This is a genomic window from Halomicrococcus pelagicus, from assembly GCF_050954125.1.
On record NZ_JBPBWC010000002.1, the window covers coordinates 1 to 16223 of the forward strand.

14 protein-coding genes are annotated in these 16223 nt (G+C 67.9%); 5 read left to right on the top strand and 9 right to left on the bottom strand.

The window, feature by feature from the left end:
- Window positions 1-269: 269 nt before the first annotated feature.
- The 4 genes from ACRYA2_RS04700 to ACRYA2_RS04715 form a co-directional block, all read right to left on the bottom strand.
- Window positions 270-1013 (bottom strand): competence/damage-inducible protein A, encoded by a 744-nt coding sequence (locus ACRYA2_RS04700; protein WP_433624740.1) that lies wholly within the window; start codon window positions 1011-1013, stop codon window positions 270-272.
- A gap of 73 nt (window positions 1014-1086) precedes the next feature.
- Window positions 1087-2313, bottom strand: coding sequence for a DUF7537 family lipoprotein (locus ACRYA2_RS04705; RefSeq protein ID WP_433624742.1), 1227 nt, complete (start codon window positions 2311-2313; stop codon window positions 1087-1089).
- 132 nt (window positions 2314-2445) lie between these two features.
- Window positions 2446-4146, bottom strand: a complete 1701-nt coding sequence (locus ACRYA2_RS04710) for a methylmalonyl-CoA mutase family protein (RefSeq protein ID WP_433624744.1) — start codon at window positions 4144-4146, stop codon at window positions 2446-2448.
- Window positions 4147-4232: 86 nt separating this feature from the next.
- Entirely contained in the window at window positions 4233-5255 is a 1023-nt protein-coding gene (locus ACRYA2_RS04715) for a DMT family transporter (protein ID WP_433624746.1), read from the bottom strand.
- 173 nt (window positions 5256-5428) lie between these two features.
- On the opposite strand from ACRYA2_RS04715, the gene ACRYA2_RS04720 reads away from it, so the two are divergent.
- Complete coding sequence (locus tag ACRYA2_RS04720) at window positions 5429-7129, top strand: thiamine pyrophosphate-binding protein (RefSeq protein WP_433624748.1); 1701 nt, start codon at window positions 5429-5431, stop codon at window positions 7127-7129.
- Between the two features lie 50 nt (window positions 7130-7179).
- Complete coding sequence (locus tag ACRYA2_RS04725; RefSeq protein ID WP_433624750.1) at window positions 7180-7455, top strand: hypothetical protein; 276 nt, start codon at window positions 7180-7182, stop codon at window positions 7453-7455.
- Between the two features lie 6 nt (window positions 7456-7461).
- Here ACRYA2_RS04725 and ACRYA2_RS04730 read toward each other — a convergent pair whose 3' ends face one another.
- The 3 genes from ACRYA2_RS04730 to folP all read right to left on the bottom strand — a co-directional run bounded on the left by ACRYA2_RS04730 (window position 7462) and on the right by folP (window position 10814).
- Window positions 7462-8868, bottom strand: a complete 1407-nt coding sequence (locus ACRYA2_RS04730; RefSeq protein WP_433624752.1) for an FAD-binding oxidoreductase — start codon at window positions 8866-8868, stop codon at window positions 7462-7464.
- Window positions 8869-8944: 76 nt separating this feature from the next.
- The gene (locus ACRYA2_RS04735; protein WP_433624754.1) at window positions 8945-9634 is read right to left on the bottom strand and encodes a 6-hydroxymethylpterin diphosphokinase MptE-like protein; all 690 of its coding nucleotides are present in this window, start codon (window positions 9632-9634) and stop codon (window positions 8945-8947) included.
- A 364-nt stretch (window positions 9635-9998) separates the two neighbouring features.
- Window positions 9999-10814, bottom strand: a complete 816-nt coding sequence (gene folP / locus ACRYA2_RS04740) for a dihydropteroate synthase (protein ID WP_433624756.1) — start codon at window positions 10812-10814, stop codon at window positions 9999-10001.
- 155 nt (window positions 10815-10969) lie between these two features.
- On the opposite strand from folP, the gene ACRYA2_RS04745 reads away from it, so the two are divergent.
- The 3 genes from ACRYA2_RS04745 (at window position 10970) to ACRYA2_RS04755 (ending at window position 13234) form a co-directional block, all read left to right on the top strand.
- Window positions 10970-11494: a DUF8114 family protein gene (locus ACRYA2_RS04745; protein ID WP_433624758.1), complete on the top strand. Its 525-nt coding sequence runs from the start codon at window positions 10970-10972 to the stop codon at window positions 11492-11494.
- On the top strand, window positions 11491-12228 hold the full coding sequence (locus ACRYA2_RS04750; protein ID WP_433624760.1) for an RNA methyltransferase: 738 nt from the start codon (window positions 11491-11493) through the stop codon (window positions 12226-12228). Before ACRYA2_RS04745 ends, ACRYA2_RS04750 begins: the two co-directional genes overlap by 4 nt.
- A 151-nt stretch (window positions 12229-12379) precedes the next feature.
- Entirely contained in the window at window positions 12380-13234 is an 855-nt protein-coding gene (locus ACRYA2_RS04755) for a phosphatase PAP2 family protein (protein WP_433624762.1), read from the top strand.
- Between the two features lie 89 nt (window positions 13235-13323).
- Here ACRYA2_RS04755 and ACRYA2_RS04760 read toward each other — a convergent pair whose 3' ends face one another.
- Together ACRYA2_RS04760 and gatE are read right to left on the bottom strand one after the other, a co-directional pair.
- A complete protein-coding gene (locus ACRYA2_RS04760) occupies window positions 13324-14199 on the bottom strand; it encodes a formate/nitrite transporter family protein (protein WP_433624764.1) in 876 nt (291 codons plus the stop codon).
- A 93-nt stretch (window positions 14200-14292) separates the two neighbouring features.
- Window positions 14293-16161, bottom strand: a complete 1869-nt coding sequence (gene gatE / locus ACRYA2_RS04765) for a Glu-tRNA(Gln) amidotransferase subunit GatE (RefSeq protein ID WP_433624766.1) — start codon at window positions 16159-16161, stop codon at window positions 14293-14295.
- Between the last annotated feature and the right edge of the window lie 62 nt (window positions 16162-16223).

Sequence of the window (16223 nt, forward strand, 5' to 3'; positions counted from 1 at the left end):
CAGTCCGGCCAGTTCTGCTCGAACTCCTCGTAGATCGAGTCGTCCGAGACGTTCGCCTGCTCGACGAACGACTCCGGTGGCTCGAAGGTCTCGGCTTCCTCCAGGCGCGCCTCGAGTTCCACGGTATCGTCTGGCATATCCATACTAGCGTCCCTTAAGGAAATGCATAAAGATTCCCCATCCTTCGGTTGGTTTTGGTAGTGACTGGTTTCTAACGTGTGCATAACCGTATATATATTCGTCGAACCGGCGATTCGTTCGACGGACGGCTACTCCTCGTCCGAATCGACCACTTCGACGCGGTCGCGAAGCCACGCCGCGGCGTCGGCGACGGCGTTGGGGTCGGTACCGGTGACCTTCAGTCGGCCGGGGCCGCCGTCCCGTCCGGGGTAGCTCCCGACCGCGACGTCGAACCGCTCGTGGACGCCCTCGAGGACTCCACCCAGCGCCCCCTCCGGCGCGGGGGTGTACAGCGTCTCGGCGACCGCGTCACCGCCGAACTCGTCCGCGACGACCGCGAACGTCGCCTTCGTTTCCTCCGGGATGCCCGGCAGGACGTACACGTTCTCGACGACGCAGCCGGGGGCCCAGCCCGCGTCCGTGAGCAGCGGGCGACTCCCCGCCGGCAGCGTCGCCGCCGCGTCAAGGTCCATCTCCAGGTCGTACTCGTCGGTGAGTTCGGGGTTCTTCGCGGCGAACTCGCGGGCCTTCTCCCGGATCCGGTCCCGAATCTCGTCGTCGACCGCGAGGTCCCGGTCGAGCGCGGCCGCGACCGCGTCCATCGTCACGTCGTCCGGCGTGTGGCCGAGTCCGCCGGTCACGACGACCGCGTCGAACGCCGCGTGCCAGTCGCGGACGGTCTCGGCGATGACCGACCGGTCGTCGGGAACGGTGAGGATGCGCCGCACCGACCCGCCGCGCTCGTCGACCTGCGTGGCGAGCCACGTGGCGTTCGTGTTCACCGTGTCTCCCGCCAGAATTTCGTCGCCGACCGTCAGAACGGCTACTCGCATACCGGAACGGTTTCTTCGCGTCCGTCATAAACGCACCCGCGAACTGTCGACCGCGGAGGACGCCGGACGGTGGTTACACCGTGACCGCCGACTCGCCCGCCAGCGACGTCGGTACGGTGATTCGATATATCGTGACGGCACCGCTCTCGGTGGTTATCTTGAGCTGAGCCGCCTGGCCCTCCTCGAGTGTGCCGCCGATTTCCGAGGCGTCCAGGACGACGGTGAACCGGTCGTCCTGACCGTCGAGGACCGGCACCGAACCGTCGGGGTCTTTGATGGCCTCGACCGCGAAGCGGTTCGCCGACGCGCGTTCGCCGTGCGTGAGCGTCGTCGCCGTCTCGGGGCCGATCCACTCGACGGTGGCGGTCGAGAGGTCGACGTCGTCGGACCCCGCCGCACGCATCACGGTGAGCGTGACGCGGTCGACGCGCTCGTTCTCGGTGACGTTCCCGAAGGCCGAGACGACCTGTACGCGGTTCGAGACCCGCGCACCGGAGTCGTCGTCGGATTCGTGCCGTTCGACCGCCTCGCTCACCCAGCCGGGTTTCTCGACGTCGACGTCGCCGAGTTTGCTCACCCGGTACTCGAACTGCGTGCGCTGCTCGGTTCCGTCGACCCGTTGCGTGACGTTCACCGAGACGCGGTGGACGACGCCCTGCTCGTCGACGAGCACCGACCCCGACGCGTTCGTCACCGTCTCCGGGTCGAAGAGGCGGGTATCGTTGGCGATGCCGCCGAGTCGGTACTCGACGAGCGTCCGGTCCTTCCACGACACGACGCGTGGGTCCTCGAACTCGCCGGCCCTCAGCAGCGGTCGGACCGCGGTCACGATGTCGTTTCTCGCGAGGTCGTCGCTGGTTTCGGTCCGGCGAACTTCGTACGTCACGTCGTCGGTGCCGCGTTTCTCGTAGACGCCAGTCCCGTTCGCGTACGCGAGGGTGCGTTCTCCGCCGTAGGCGGACGACCGTTCGTAGTCCTGGTACGTCTCGCCGGTTTCGGCGTCGCGCTCAACGACGTACGTGCTCGTTCCCGACTCCCCGTCGGACGAGTGGGAGACGACGAGTTCGACCACGTACCCCCGGTCGGCTATCATCGACGCGTGCGATTCGGCGAGCTCCGTGGCGTTCTCGACGCCCTCGTCGTTCGCTCCGTCGGGGTACGTCAGGTCGTCGAGCGTCGTGGTCGTCGTGGTCGACGCTACGTCAGTCGCGGTGGTCGTCCGGTCGTCCCCGGACGAATCGCCGGAGGGTCCCGACGTACAGCCCGCGAGCGTTACGAGAGCGACGAGAACGACCGCCACGACCAGTTTTCGTCTCGGTTTAACGACGTGTCTTTTCCAGTATCATATTATAAATATGTCTCGACGTGCGCCGGCGAAAAGGGCGGCTCTGTCGCGGCGTCCGCTACGGTCGAGCGAAACGGGGCGACGTCGTCAGGCCAGTCCGACCTTCTCCTGGTAGCCGCCGTACTCGGCGCGGAACACATCCATAATCTCGCCCATCGTGGCGTACGCCTTCACCGCGTCGACGATGTAGGGCATGACGTTCTCGTCGTCCCGAATCGCGTCTTCGAGCGCGGCCAGGGTCTCCTCGACCGCGTCGTCGTCGCGTTCCTCCCTGACCGCTTCGAGGCGTTCGAGCTGACGGTCCCGGGTGTCCTCGTCGACCTGGAGGATGTCCGGCTTCGTGTCCTCCTCGATCTGGTACTCGTTGACGCCGACGACGACCTCTTCGCCCTCCTCGACGCGCTCCTGGTACTCGTAGGCGGAGTCCTGTATCTCGCGGTGGAAGTAGCCCCGCTCGATGCCCTCCAGGACGCCGTCGCGGACGGAGCCGTCGCCCATCTCCTTTATCTCCTCGATGTACGCCATCGCCTTCTCCTCGACTTTGTCGGTGAGGCTTTCGACGGCGAAACTACCGCCGAGCGGGTCGATGATGTCCGCCGCACCGCTCTCCTCGGCGATTATCTGCTGGGTGCGGAGCGCGACCCGCACCGCCTGCTCGCTGGGCAGCGCCAGCGCCTCGTCGAAGCTGTTGGTGTGGAGGCTCTGGGTGCCGCCGAGCACGCCCGCGAGCGCCTGGATGGTCACTCGGACGATGTTGTTCAGCGGCTGCTGGGCGGTCAGGCTCTGGCCGGCGGTCTGGGTGTGGAACTTCAGTTGCTTGCTGGCCTCGGCCTCCGCGCCGTACCACTCCTCCATGACCTCGGTGTAGATGCGGCGGGCGGCGCGGAACTTCGCCACTTCCTCGAAGATGGAGTTGTGGGAGTTGAAGAAAAAGGAGAGCTGGGGAGCGAACTCGTCGACGTCGAGGCCGCGGTCCATCGCGTCCTCGACGTAGGCGAAGCCGTCCGCGAGCGTGAACGCAAGTTCCTGGACCGCCGTCGACCCGGCCTCGCGGATGTGGTAGCCCGAGATGGAGATGGGCTTGAACTTCGGCGTCTGTTCGACGGCGAACTCGATGGTGTCGGTCACCACGTCGAGGCTCGGCTCCGGCGGAACGACCCACTCCTTCTGGGCGATGAACTCTTTCAGCATGTCGTTCTGGAGCGTTCCCCGAATCTCCTCGCGCGGGACGCCCTGCTGGTCGGCCAGGGCGATGTACATCGCGTAGATGACGGGTGCGCTCGGGTTGATGGTGAAGGAGGTCGAGACCTCGTCGAGGTCGATGCCGTCGAACAGTATCTCCATGTCCCGCAGGGTGTCGACGGCGACGCCCTCCTTACCGACCTCGCCGGCCGACATCGGGTCGTCGGAGTCGATGCCCATCAGGCTCGGCATGTCGAACGCCGTCGAAAGGCCGGTCTGGCCCTCGTCGATGAGGTAGTGGAAGCGCTCGTTGGTCTCTTCGGCGGTGCCGAACCCGGCGAACTGTCGCATCGTCCACGTTCGACCGCGGTACATCGTCGGGTAGACGCCGCGGGTGTAGGGTGCCTCGCCGGGGAAGCCGAGGTCCTCGTCGTAGTCCACGTCCTCGACGTCGGAGGGGTCGTAGAGGCGGTCGACTTCGAGGTTCGAGACGGTGGCGAAGCGGTCCTTGCGCTCGCCGAACCGCTCCAGCGTCGGGTCGAGGGTTTCCTCCTCCCACTCGTCCCGTGACTGCCGAATCTCCGCCAAGTCGTCCTCGTCGTACATGGGCGTACGTTCTGCAGGACAGTCCATTAAGGATTCGGTGATACGTCGCAGGGGCGGTGAGACGTGCGACTGGGACGTTTCGGGCGTCAGTCGGCGGACCCCGCGGTCGACTCCCGGTCGTGGTAGTAGGCGTTCTTGTCCACGACGACGGTGTCGTCGGCGGACGACTCGGGAATCGAGCGGGTGGGCCGCCGGAGCGCGACGACGCGGCGCTTCAGGGTGGCCGACTTCAGCAGCACGAACCCGGCGAGGATGACAAGGAATCCGAACATCGTCTGCGGGGCGACGGACTCGCCGAGCAGGAGCCAGCCAGCGAACGTCGCCACGGCGGGGACGACGTAGTTGACGAGGCTGACCTCGTTCGGGCCGAGGCGTTCGAGCAGGTCGAAGTAGACGAGGAAGCCGCCGACGCTGGCGGCGAGCGCGAGGTAGCCCAGCGACGCGAGCGCGGCCGGGGTGGGAGAGACCGGCGTGTTCGTGGGCATGACCGCGGCCAGCGCGTGGAGGACGGCCGCGCCGACGAGCATCATCCACGCCTGCAGCGGGACGGTCGGGAGCGTCGTCGGCATGCGCTGGGTCAGCACCGCGCCGAGCGCGAACACGACCGCGGAGCCGAACAGGAGACCGACGCCGACCAGCGTTCCGTCGAGCGCTCCGGGGCTGGGACGTGCGATGACGACCACGCCGGCGAAGCCGAGGAGGACGCCGAGCGCCTCGACGGGGGCGAGGCGCTCGTTCGGGAGGAGGACGAACGCGAAGATGGGCGTGACGACGGGCGTCAGGCTCAGGACGACGGCGGCGACGCCGCTGGTGACGTACCGCTGGCCGACGAACAGCAGCGCGAAGTGCAGGCCGAACACGAGCAGGCCGCCGACCGCGACAATTCGCCAGTCGGCGCGCGTCGTCGGTCGCCACTGGTAGTCAGCGCGCCGCAGACCGACTGTCCCGGCGTACGCGAACATGGCGACGCTGGCGATGTCGTAGCGTAACGCGGCGAACAGGATCGGCGGGAAGGCTTCGAGGCCGGTCTCGATGGCGGTGAAGGAGGTACCCCAGACAATTGCGAGGAGCGCGAACAGTGCGGTGTTTCGGTAGCGAGAGAGATTCATCGTTTCGATCACCTCTGCGAGGTTGGTATCAGTCCTACCCGACCCCTGCACTTTAAAATTCCGCTATTGGCTGTATTTCTAGACCACGTATTTGCGTATAGTTGTAGAAAAATCCAATCTTCCCTCGTCCGCCGGCGACCAATCCTTTTGTCGTCTCGCGACGACGCACCGGTATGCCAGAATCTCACACCGGAGCGGACCTGTTCGTCGACGCGCTCGAAGCGTACGGGGTCAGGTACGTCTTCGGCAATCCGGGGACGACGGAGCTTCCGGTCATGACCGCCCTGGCGGACAGCGACCTCGACTACGTGCTCGCGCCGCACGAGGACGTCGCGGTCGGGATGGCGGCGGGCTACGCCAGCACGCGGCGGTACCGCGCCGACGAGGAATCGGGGACACCCGCCGGCGTCGTCAACCTCCACGTCGCCCCCGGCGTCGCCCACGGCCTCGGCAACCTCTACGGGGCGTCGGTCGCGGGCGCACCGCTGGTCGTCACGGCGGGCGCACACAGCCTCGATTTCCGCCACGAGGAACCCATTCTCGGCGGCGACCTCGAAGCGCTGACCGAGCAGTTCACGAAATGGAGCGCGGAGGTGACCGATGTGTCGGCCCTGCCGACGATGCTCCGCCGGGCGTTCCGCGTGGCGACGACGCCGCCCACGGGCCCCGTCTTCCTCGCGCTCCCGCTGGACGTGACGATGGCCGCGACCGAGGCCGACCCGGAACCGCTCGGCCCGATTCAGAACCCCGGCGGGGGCGACCCCGGGGCCATCGAGCGCGCGGCCGACCTGCTCGTCGAGGCCGACGACCCCGTGTTCGTCGTCGGGGACCACGTTCCCCGCCACGGCGCGTGGTCCGACACCGACCCCGTCGACGCGGCGGTCCGGCTCGCGGAGGCGTCGGGAGCGCGCGTCCACGCCGAGATACTGGCCTGTGAGGTCGACTTCCCCGCCGACCACGACCAGTGGGTGTCGTACGTTCCACCGGACGAGGACCTGGCGGCGGCCGCGATGAACACCGACACCGTCGTCCTCGCCGGCTGTTCTACCCACACGACGCTGACCCGCCACGAGCGCGAACTCATCCCCGGCGACGCCACCGTCGTCGACCTGAACGACGAGCCGTGGCAGGTCGGCAAGAACCATCCGGCCGACGCCGCCGTGGTCGGCGACCTCGGCCTCGTGATGGACGCCGTCGCCGAACGCGTCGAGGACCGCCTCGACGCCGAGGAGCGCGAGGCGCGACTGGAGCGCGTCGCGCAGTTCAAGACGTTCGCCCAGCAGCAGATGGCCGGCATCGGCGAGGACGACGCTCCCGACGACCCTCGCGCCTCGAAGGCGGAACTCGTCGACGCGATGCGGTCGGTCGCGCCCGACGCCTACGTCGTCGACGAAGGCGTCACCGCGAAGTACGCCCTGCTGACGCGCTGGCCGTTCGCCCGCGAGAGCTACATCTCGAACAAGGGCGGCGGTCTGGGGTACGGCCTCCCGGCGGCGGTCGGCGCGGCGATGGCCGAGGCGGAGCGCGACGACCCCCGCGAGGTCGTGGGCTTCGTCGGCGACGGCTCGTATCTCTACTACCCCCACTCGCTGTACTCGGCGGCGCGCTACGACGTGGACCTCACGGTCGTCGTCCCGGACAACCGCAACTACCGCATCCTCAAGGACAACACGCTCGACCTGTTCGGTGGCGACGAAGACGAGTACGAGTTCGTCGGCATGGACTTCGACCCGCCCGTCGACCTCGCCAAGAACGCCGAGAGCCACGGCGCCAACGGCCACTTCGTGGAGTTGCCCGACGACATCGAGGAACGGCTGGAAGCCGCGCTCACCGAGGACGGCCCGAGCGTCGTGGACGTGCTGGTTCACGACTAGGGTCGCCGGAAGCCGGTACGGTTTTGTTCGCGGGCATCCATCGCCGTGATATGAGTTTACATGGGGAACGCGAGGACCCCGCACGCGAATCGCAGGCGAACCGTTCGTCGGTCGGCGAGTCGACGCCCGGACATCCAGTGAGCTGGCGTCTCGGCGACCGACTGGCGAGCCGGGACGACGTGTCGCTCGTCGGGGAGCTACACGGCTCTGGGGCCCGGACACGGACGGTGTTCGACCTCACCAACGAGACGTATCTCGTCCGGACCCGGACGCCGGCCGGGCGCGAGCACTACCGCGAGGTCCCCAAGGACGACTGCGAGGTCTGAACACCGTCAGTCCCCGACGCGTCCGCCGCCGACCGTCTCCGGGAATATCTTCCCCGGATTCAGCGTGTCGTTGGGGTCGAGCGCGCGCTTCACGCGGCGCATCGCCTCGACGCTCTCCTCGCCGTGTTCGTCGACGAGATACTCGCGTTTTCCGCGACCGATGCCGTGCTCGCCGGTCGAGGTGCCACCCATCTCTATGGCCCGGCGCACGATGGCGTCCTGGACCTCCTCGCCGCGCGCGACCTGTTCGTCATCGCGCTCGTCGACGAGCACGGAGAAGTGGAGGTTGCCGTCCCCGGCGTGACCGAAGCAGGGGACGAGCAGGTCGTGTTCGTCGGCGAGGTCCGTCACGAACCGTACCAGTTCGGGGTACTTACTGATGGGGACCGTGACGTCGCCCGGGTGGAGCGGCGTCAGATGGGGGTCGTACGACTGAACGGCGTAGGCGAGGTCGCGCCGGGCCTGCCAGAGGTCGTCCATCTCGTCCCCGTCGACGACCTCGAACCGACCGACGTCGTGGCTCTCGAACACCGACCGACAGAACGCGACCTCCTCCTCGACGCCGTGGTCGGCGTGGAACTTCAGGAAGACCGTAGGTGCGTCCGGCAGGTCCGACCCGGTGTAGGCGTTCGCCATCCTCGCACTGGTGGCGTCCACGAGCTCGATCGTCGCCACGTCGACGCCCGACCGAACGGCGTCGGCGACCGCGGCGACCGCGTCGTCGAGCGACGAGAAGAGGGCCCGCCCCGCCCGGATCTGCTCGGGACGACCGGCCAGTTCCAGCGTCGCACGCGTGACGACCGCCAGCGTCCCCTCACTGCCGACGAGCAGGTCCTTCAGGTTGTATCCGCTCGAGGTCTTGACCGCCTTGCTCCCGGCCGTTATCACCGACCCGTCGGCCAGCACGGCCTCCAGTTCGAGCACCCAGTCCGCCACCTCGCCGTACTTCACGGTCTGCATCCCGCTGGCGTCGTTCGCGACCATCCCGCCGACGGTCGAGATGTCGCCGGAGGACGGCAGCGGCGGGAAGAAGAGGCCTTCCGAAGCGACCGCCTCGTCCACGGCGGAGCCCATCACGCCCGGTTCGACGTCCACCTGGAAGTCCGCCGGTCGTACGTCGAGCACTGCGTCCATCCGCGTCACGTCGAGGCTGATGCCGCCCCGTGCCGGGGTGGCGTTGCCCTCCAGACTCGTTCCGGCGGCGTACGGCGTCACCGGAACACCGCGGTCGTCGGCGGCCGCGAGGACCGCCGACACGTCGTCGGTCGACTCGGGCCAGACCACGACGTCGGGACGGACCTGCTCGTCGTCCGGCGTTCCCCAGTCGCCGGCGTGACCCTCGCGGTGGGAGTCGCCGAGCGAGAACTGGTCGTCGTCGAGCAGGTCGGCGAGGAACGAACAGTCGTGTGTCATATGCTACCAGTGGCTGTGTCGGGGCATAAATCCGAGTGTCGGAACCGCTGTCGTCGCGTCAGAAGCTCCGGCGTCGTCACTCGGGCAGGGCGCTCGCGTCGATAACGTCACGTCGACCGTCCAGTACGGCGAAGCGGTCGCCGCGCCGTCGCTCCAGCCAGTACAGCAGCCGCTCGGCCCACGCCAGCTTCCGCCGTTTCACCGGACCGACCGAAGAGTCGTCGACGTCCCAGCCGGGGAAGACGAGTTCGGCCGCGCCGAAGTGGTCCGCGAGGAACGCCGCACGGTCACCGTCCGTGAATCCGCCGAAGTTCTCGACCGGTCCGCGGGGTTCGGCCTGCGTCGTCGCCAGCACGTGCTCGCGGTCGAACGTCGGAACGTGCTCGCGGACCGCAGGCACGTTGTCGCCATGGGCGTGTGCGACGACCGGAACGCCGCGCTCGGTCAGCGCGCGCGCGGTACCGGGATTGCCGTCGAGGTCCGTCACCAGCAGGTCGACGGCGACGCCGGCGTCGAGCAGGACGTCGGCGGCGGAAGAGGCTGCGACGACCGCGTCGGCCGAGCGGACGCTGTCAAGGTCGTCTTCGAGCGACGGACCGGCCCCGGCGACGGCCACGGTTGCCCCGTCGACGAAGGCGAGTCGGTCGTAGTCGAACGGGCCGACGTACGCGCCGAGTACGTCCCGAGCGTGCTCGTCGGCGGCACGTTCGAAGCCGAAGTCGGCGATGATGGCCTCGTAGACGGGGTTCCAGGTGTCGAAGTCCATGGTCTCTCGGAAGGTAGTGTCGCGCCAGAAGCCACCCAGTGTGTACCCCTACCCACGGGAGCGTTCTGGCTCGTATCGCGCTGGTGCGTCGTCCGGCATAAGTTTTCCGCCGTTCCGGACGGCGTTCGACGAAGTGACGAGGGCTGGGTCGAGAGGTGCGCCGAGCGCGGTCGACGCACCGGCGGGGAAGGCGAGCAGGCAACGCGTGGCGAGATTCGTCGCGAGGGGCGCGTCGCGCTCCAGCCTCGACCCCGTCACGACGGTCGGTCAGGTCACGACTGGCGGTGGCCGCCCGTTCGGATTTAAACTCTCGCGTCGCGGCCGGCGTCGGGCGCTGGAAGGGAGACGGGGAACCGACGACCGGTCAGCACTCGCGACCGAAGGTATGACCGATGGTCGCAGCGTCGACCGTCTCTGCGACGTCGTGGGTTCGAACGACGTCCGCGCCGCACTCGACGGCGAGGGCGGTGGCGGCGAGGCTCGCGGGCAAGCGCTCGTCGGTGTCTCGTCCGACGACGTCACCGAGGAAGTTCTTCCGGTTGATCGAGACGAGGATGGGTCGGTCGAGATCGCGGAACTCGCCGAGTCGGTGGAACGTCTCGCGGTCGTCGTCGAGCGTCTTCTCCTCGCTCCAGCCACCGAACGCCGGGTCGACGATGGCGTTCTCGGGGAGTGGGTCGCGTTCGAGGGCGGCGTAGATGTCGTCGACCGACGCTATCGCCCCGGGCCGTTCGAGGTCAGGGGGGCTCGCCATCTTCACGACGGGGGCGTCGTGGGCCAGGCACACGTCGGCCATGTCGGGGTCGGCGAACCCGCAGATGTCGTTGACCATGTCGAACCCTCGCGAGAGCGCGGCCTCTGCCACCTCCGCGTACCGCGTCTCGATGGAGAAGACGGCGTCGCCGTCGACGCGCTCGACGGTCTCGACGGCCGCGTCGAGGCGTTCCAGTTCCTCCTCGGCGGAGAGGACCTCGAATCGCTTGTTCGCCGACTCCAGGCCGACGTCAACGATGTCCGCGCCTTCGCCGACGAGTTCGTCGTCGACGTACGCCGCCGCCTCCGCGGGGTCGTCGTAGACGCTCGGGTCGTACGGCGATTCCTCGCTGACGTTCAGGACGCCCATGACGCGCGGTGGATGGTCCGGACCAATGTGCAGTCCGGCGGCCGAGACGTTCGTCATAGGTGGTCCCTCCGGAAGGGCGCGTATTAATCGACTCGTTCTCGGTCGGTGGTGTCGTCGGACGCGACCGGTACCGAGCCACCGGTCGTGCAGTCTCCCGCCCCCTCGTCTCGTAGACGCGCTCTTTTTGTCGCTGCGGCCGATACATGGGAACGATGGGAAAAGTGAGCATCGGGGTTCGCGGCTGGCGGTTCGACGAGGAGGAGGTGTTCACCGAGGACGGCGACTACCGTCCGATGGACGACATGGACGCGGACACGCGCAAGCGCCTCGCTCGCCTCTCCGCGCTCGTCGGGTCGCCCTGCGACGCCTGCTGGCTGATTCACGGAGACGCCAACGTACAGGAGTGTAACGTCATCGAGGTCGTCTACGGCGAACCGCTCGCCGAAATCGCCGTCTGCGAGGACCACGAGAACGACTTCCTCTACTGGTACTTCGAGGAGGGCGGCGAGCGGTACCGCGGCGAGGAGGAACTTCAGGACGAGTTCCACGAGTGGTTCACCGACGGCGGGCGCGCCCCGGAGGGATACGTCGGCGTCGAACACGTCGAGACCGACCCCGACGACCTGCCGGAGCCGCCGGACCCCGACCTCGAAGCGATGAACGTCGAGATTCCGGACGAGGAGCGAACGGAGATAGACCTGCGAGACATGGACATCGACCAGGACTACCCCTCATGAAACCCGCCGTCGCCGTCGTCGAGCCGAAGACGCCCGGCAACGTCGGCACCATCGCGCGTGCGATGAAGAACTTCGGCATGGACGACCTGAAGATCGTCAACCCGCCCGAACTTCACCGCGACAGCGAGGCGTACGGCTTCGCCGGCCAGGCCCGCGAGGACGTGTTGCCGAACTACGACGCGGTGACCTTCGACGAACTCGTCTCCGAGTACCACACCGTCGGTTGCACCGCGACGACCAACGAGGACGCTCGCAAGCACGTCCGGTTCCCCTTCCGGACGCCGTCGGACCTCGCCGACAGCCTCGCCGAGGTCGACAGCGACACGGTGCTCATCTTCGGACGGGAGTCGAACGGCCTGACGAACGAGGAACTCGCGCGCGTCGACGAGGTGTGTTCCATCCCCGCGAGCGCGGAGTACCCCTCGCTGAACCTCGGCCAGGCCGCGACCGTGACGCTGTACGAACTCAGGGAGCTGACCGTCGAGGAGACCCAGCATCCCGACGTGGAACGCGAGCGCGCCGACGAGCGAGAGATAGAGGGATTCTACGACGGATTCGACGAACTGCTCGAGGCCATCGACCATCCGTCGGAGAAACGCGACAAGACGATGCGGCTCGTCCGCCGGCTGGTCGGCCGCGCACACCCCACCGGTCGCGAAATATCGACGCTGCGGGGAGTCGTGCGCCGCGCGAAAGAACGCGCACGAGACGCGGAACCGCCCCGGACCCGGTGAGTGCGGGGACGGCCCGCGAGCGGTTCGTCGGTGGACCCTGCCGACCGCCGATTCCGACGCGAACGGGTGAGAAACGTGCCGAGGATGCCGAAACGTGCCACTGGAGTACAGAATAGATAAAGTATTTAGGCACGCTCGTGACATTTACTGAATGGTCATGCTGTCTGCCCTCCCCGTCCGCTTCCACGCCCTCCCACTCGGGACGCAGTTCACCCTGCTGGTGGCGGTGCCGAGCGTCCTGCTGTTGCTCGTCGGCAAGCAGGTCTTCCTCCGCGACGCGAGCCTGTGGGGACTGTTCAAGGAGTTCCTGCGGACCGACTGGAAGTATCTCGGCGTCGCCTGGGTCGTCACCCAGGGGGTCAACACGCTCGCGCTGCATTTCCACGCCGGTCGGACGTTCACGGGCGTCATCTACGCCATCGAGGGAGCCACGGTGACCGCCTTCCAGGCCATCACCTCGACGCCGCTCACGATGTTCTTCACCGCCGTCTACCTCGCTGGCTTCCCGTTCGTCGTCCTGTTCACCTACTTCAAGCTGAAGGTCCACGACGAGGAGCAGGCCCGGCGGTACGCGGTAGCGTACGTCATCCTCGTGCTGACGGCGGTCCCTTTCTTCGTCCTCTTCCCGGTCAAGGTGTCGTCGCTGTACCTAACGACCGTCGAACCGCTGATGTACGAACTCAGCCCGGCCATCCAGTACGGCATCTTCTCGACGGACACGCTGGTGAAGGCGTTCCCGAGCCTCCACACCGGCCTGTCGGTGCTGGCGGCGCTGTACGCGCGGAAGGCCGAGAACGCGTACGCCTACACCGTCGCCGCGCTCTCGACCGGCATCGTCTTCTCGACGCTGTATCTCGGAGTGCACTGGGTCACCGACGCCGTCTTCGCCGTGGTGCTCGTCGCGTTCGCGTACTACTGCTCCCAGCGAGTCAGCGAACCCCGCTGGTCGGTCGTCTCCCGCGAGATGGTCGCCGCCCTCCGCCGGACGGCCGCCCGGGTGAGCTAACGCTCGTCGACCACTCTTCGCGCCGGCTCGGCCCTCGGACGGCGTCTCGTCGCACGCCGAGGGGTCGGAGATTCCCGAGTGCACCCCGGTCAGTCGTCACGGAGGCCGCTGGCGGAGGACTCGCCCTCCGTATCGCCCGCGTCGCTCTCCTCGGCGCGGTACTCCTCGGAGAGGGCGACGTGCCCGTAGTTGACGAGCGCGACGAACACGGTCCCGCCCACGGTGTTCCCGAGCGTCGTCCAGACGAGGAAGTGGCCGAACCCCGCGAGCGAGACGCCCTGGCCCATGAACATCGCCGAGAGCACCTCGGTCGTTCCGAGCAGACAGTGATGGAAGGGACCGAAGCCGATGCCGGTCGTGACGACGACGACTAACAGCACCCGGCTCACCGTGTCCCGGCTCGCGGCCACGAGCCAGGTCACCAGCCCCATGAGCCAGCCGGCGACGACGCCGCTCAGAAAGATGACCCACGACGGCTTCGGGACCAGCGACTCGGCGAGCGTCCCGAACGCTGCCGGTTCCGCGATGTCCATCGGCGGTCCCAGTAGCGCGATGAGTCCCGCGAACAGCGCGCAGCCGACGAGGTTCGCGACGTAAACTATCCCCCAGAGTCGGCCGAGGTCCCTGGTCGACGCTCTGCCGTCGAGCACGGGCAACACGCCCATCGTCGTGTGCGCCGTGAACAGCTCCGTCTGGCCGAGGACGACGAACAGGAATCCGACGGAGGACGCGACCGCCACCAGCACCCGCTCGACCAGCGGCGACGGGAACGACGGCGAGAACGTCAGCACCATCCCCATGAACAGCGCCCCGAAGCTCACGTTGAGACCGGCGGCCAGACCAGAGAGGAACAACCCCTTCGGGGGCCGGTCCATCTCCTTCAGCGCGTTCCCGATCTCCCGTTCGAGGATGTTCCCGTACGACAGCGTCGCGCCCGAGGGGTCGACGTTCGAGTCGGAACTCATGGCTCGACACTGCGTCTATCGAGCGACGTGTTCGTCTCGTTCACGTCGCCGTTCTTTCGCTTCGGACGACAAAGTGTTGCCGGCTGGACCGATTCAGGCGCGCTTCCCTATCTCCTCGCGGAGCATCTCGCTGACGAGGTCGCCGTCCGCCTGACCGCCGAGCGCCCCCATGCACTCGCCCATCAGGGCGGAGAACGCGCCCATCCCCTGCTCTTCGACCTGTTCGTCGTTTCGCTCGACCACTTCGACCACGGCCTCGCGGACCTCGTCCTCGTCCGCGCTACCGAGGCCCTCCCGCTCGACCGCTTCTCGCGCGGTCAGTTCGGGAGTCTCCGCGAGCGCGGTCAGCAGCTCGCCGACGCTCCCCTTCGGCACCTCGTCGTCGGCGACGAGTCCAAGCGCGTCGAGGAAGTGGTCGTCCGTGAGGTTCTCGACGGGGACGCCGTCGCGCCGGAGTTCGGTGACGGTGCTCTCGAGCGTTCCGGCGGCCAGCGTCGCGTCGACGCCCGCGTCGACGGCCCGCTCGAACAGCGTCATCCGGCGGCCGTACGCGACCTGCTCGGCGAGGCCGGCGTCGAGACCGTACTCGTCTTGGTAGCGGTCGACCTTCTCGGTGAGCAGTTCCGGCGTCTCCACCTCGGTCGGGTCGAGGTCGACTGGCGGTACGTCCGTCTCGGGGTACATACGGGCAGCGCCGGGGAGCGGCCGCAGGTAGCGGGAGGTGCCGTCCTCGTTCGCCCCGCGGGTCTCCTCGGGAATGCCCTCGACGGCGACCTCGGCGCGTTCGGCAGCCGCCTCGATAGCGCCCTCCGCCACGTCGGGGGCGGCGGCGACGATGGCGACGGCGTCGTCCTCGCCGGCGTCCACGGCGTCGCGCAGGGCCGCGACCTCGTCCTCGGTGACGCCGTACGCCGGGAGTTCGTCGGTGTGGAAGATGCCGCCCGCGCCGCGGCGCTTGGCGTGGTCGGACAGCTCGGTGCCGAGGCGGCGGTCGGGCTGGATCTCGCGGCCGACCAGCCCGTCGAAGCCGTAGAGGGGGACCGCGGTGACCTTCCCCCCGTCGTCCAGCGCGCTCCGGATGACGCCGGAGTCGGTGCCCTCGAACACGTCGGTCACGTCCCGGGTCTCGCCGACCGCGGCGTCGCGCTCCTGGAGTTCGTCGCGGATGGCGAGCAGTTCGACCTGGCGCTCGACCTCGTTGCGGACGAGGTCGTCGATGTCGTCCAGGCTCTGGACGCCTTTCATCTCGACGCGCGCCCCTGCCTCGATGGAGACGTTCACGTCCTGGCGGATAGTGCCCAGACCGCGCTTGACCTGCCCGGTCGAGCGCAGGAGCATGCCGATGCGTTCGGCGGCCTCGCGGGCCTGCTCGGGCGTGGAGATGTCCGGTTTCGTCCCGATTTCGACGAGCGGGATGCCGAGGCGGTCGAGGCTGTAGAGCACGCCGTCCTCGCGCTCCTCGACGCGCTGGGCACTCTCCTCTTCGAGCATCAGGTCCTCGACGCCGACCGGCCCCTCGCTCGTCTCGATCTCGCCGTCGCGGGCGGCCAGCGTCGAGCGCTGGAAGCCGGAGGTGTTCGAGCCGTCGACGACGATCTTCCGCATGACCTGGGCCTGGTCGACCGCGTCCATGTCCAGCAGCTGGGCGATCTCGAGGACGACCTCGCGTGCCTCGTCGTCGAGGCGATGGGGCGGTTCGTCGTCCTCCTCGACGAGGCAGGTGGTGTCGTACGCCAGGTACTCGAACTCGCGGTCGACCTGGCTCTCCTCGAGCGCCGCCTCGTCTATCTCCCCGAGTTCGCTCTTGGTCGGATGCAGGTAGCGGGTGAACGTCCGCGCGGCTTCCTCCGGGTCTCGAAGGCGGGTCGGACACTCGCAGAACAGCTTCGTCTCGGTGTCCAGTTGCTGGTGTATCTCCAGCCCGGCCACGAGACCGAGGTCCTCGTAGTCGTACTCGCTCATTGGTCGGGGATGAGATGCCGAAGGGTAAAAAACCGTCCAGTTCGGACGGCGCTCGACGCGCG

Coding starts and splice junctions, on each gene's coding strand:
- ACRYA2_RS04745 (WP_433624758.1), top strand. CDS start 10,970: ATGGGAAAAGTGAGCATCGGGGTTCGCGGCTGGCGGTTCGACGAGGAG.
- ACRYA2_RS04720 (WP_433624748.1), top strand. CDS start 5,429: ATGCCAGAATCTCACACCGGAGCGGACCTGTTCGTCGACGCGCTCGAA.
- ACRYA2_RS04750 (WP_433624760.1), top strand. CDS start 11,491: ATGAAACCCGCCGTCGCCGTCGTCGAGCCGAAGACGCCCGGCAACGTC.
- ACRYA2_RS04735 (WP_433624754.1), bottom strand. CDS start 9,634: ATGGACTTCGACACCTGGAACCCCGTCTACGAGGCCATCATCGCCGAC.
- ACRYA2_RS04715 (WP_433624746.1), bottom strand. CDS start 5,255: ATGAATCTCTCTCGCTACCGAAACACCGCACTGTTCGCGCTCCTCGCA.
- ACRYA2_RS04760 (WP_433624764.1), bottom strand. CDS start 14,199: ATGAGTTCCGACTCGAACGTCGACCCCTCGGGCGCGACGCTGTCGTAC.
- ACRYA2_RS04700 (WP_433624740.1), bottom strand. CDS start 1,013: ATGCGAGTAGCCGTTCTGACGGTCGGCGACGAAATTCTGGCGGGAGAC.
- folP (WP_433624756.1), bottom strand. CDS start 10,814: ATGACGAACGTCTCGGCCGCCGGACTGCACATTGGTCCGGACCATCCA.
- ACRYA2_RS04725 (WP_433624750.1), top strand. CDS start 7,180: ATGAGTTTACATGGGGAACGCGAGGACCCCGCACGCGAATCGCAGGCG.
- gatE (WP_433624766.1), bottom strand. CDS start 16,161: ATGAGCGAGTACGACTACGAGGACCTCGGTCTCGTGGCCGGGCTGGAG.
- ACRYA2_RS04710 (WP_433624744.1), bottom strand. CDS start 4,146: ATGTACGACGAGGACGACTTGGCGGAGATTCGGCAGTCACGGGACGAG.
- ACRYA2_RS04755 (WP_433624762.1), top strand. CDS start 12,380: ATGGTCATGCTGTCTGCCCTCCCCGTCCGCTTCCACGCCCTCCCACTC.
- ACRYA2_RS04730 (WP_433624752.1), bottom strand. CDS start 8,868: ATGACACACGACTGTTCGTTCCTCGCCGACCTGCTCGACGACGACCAG.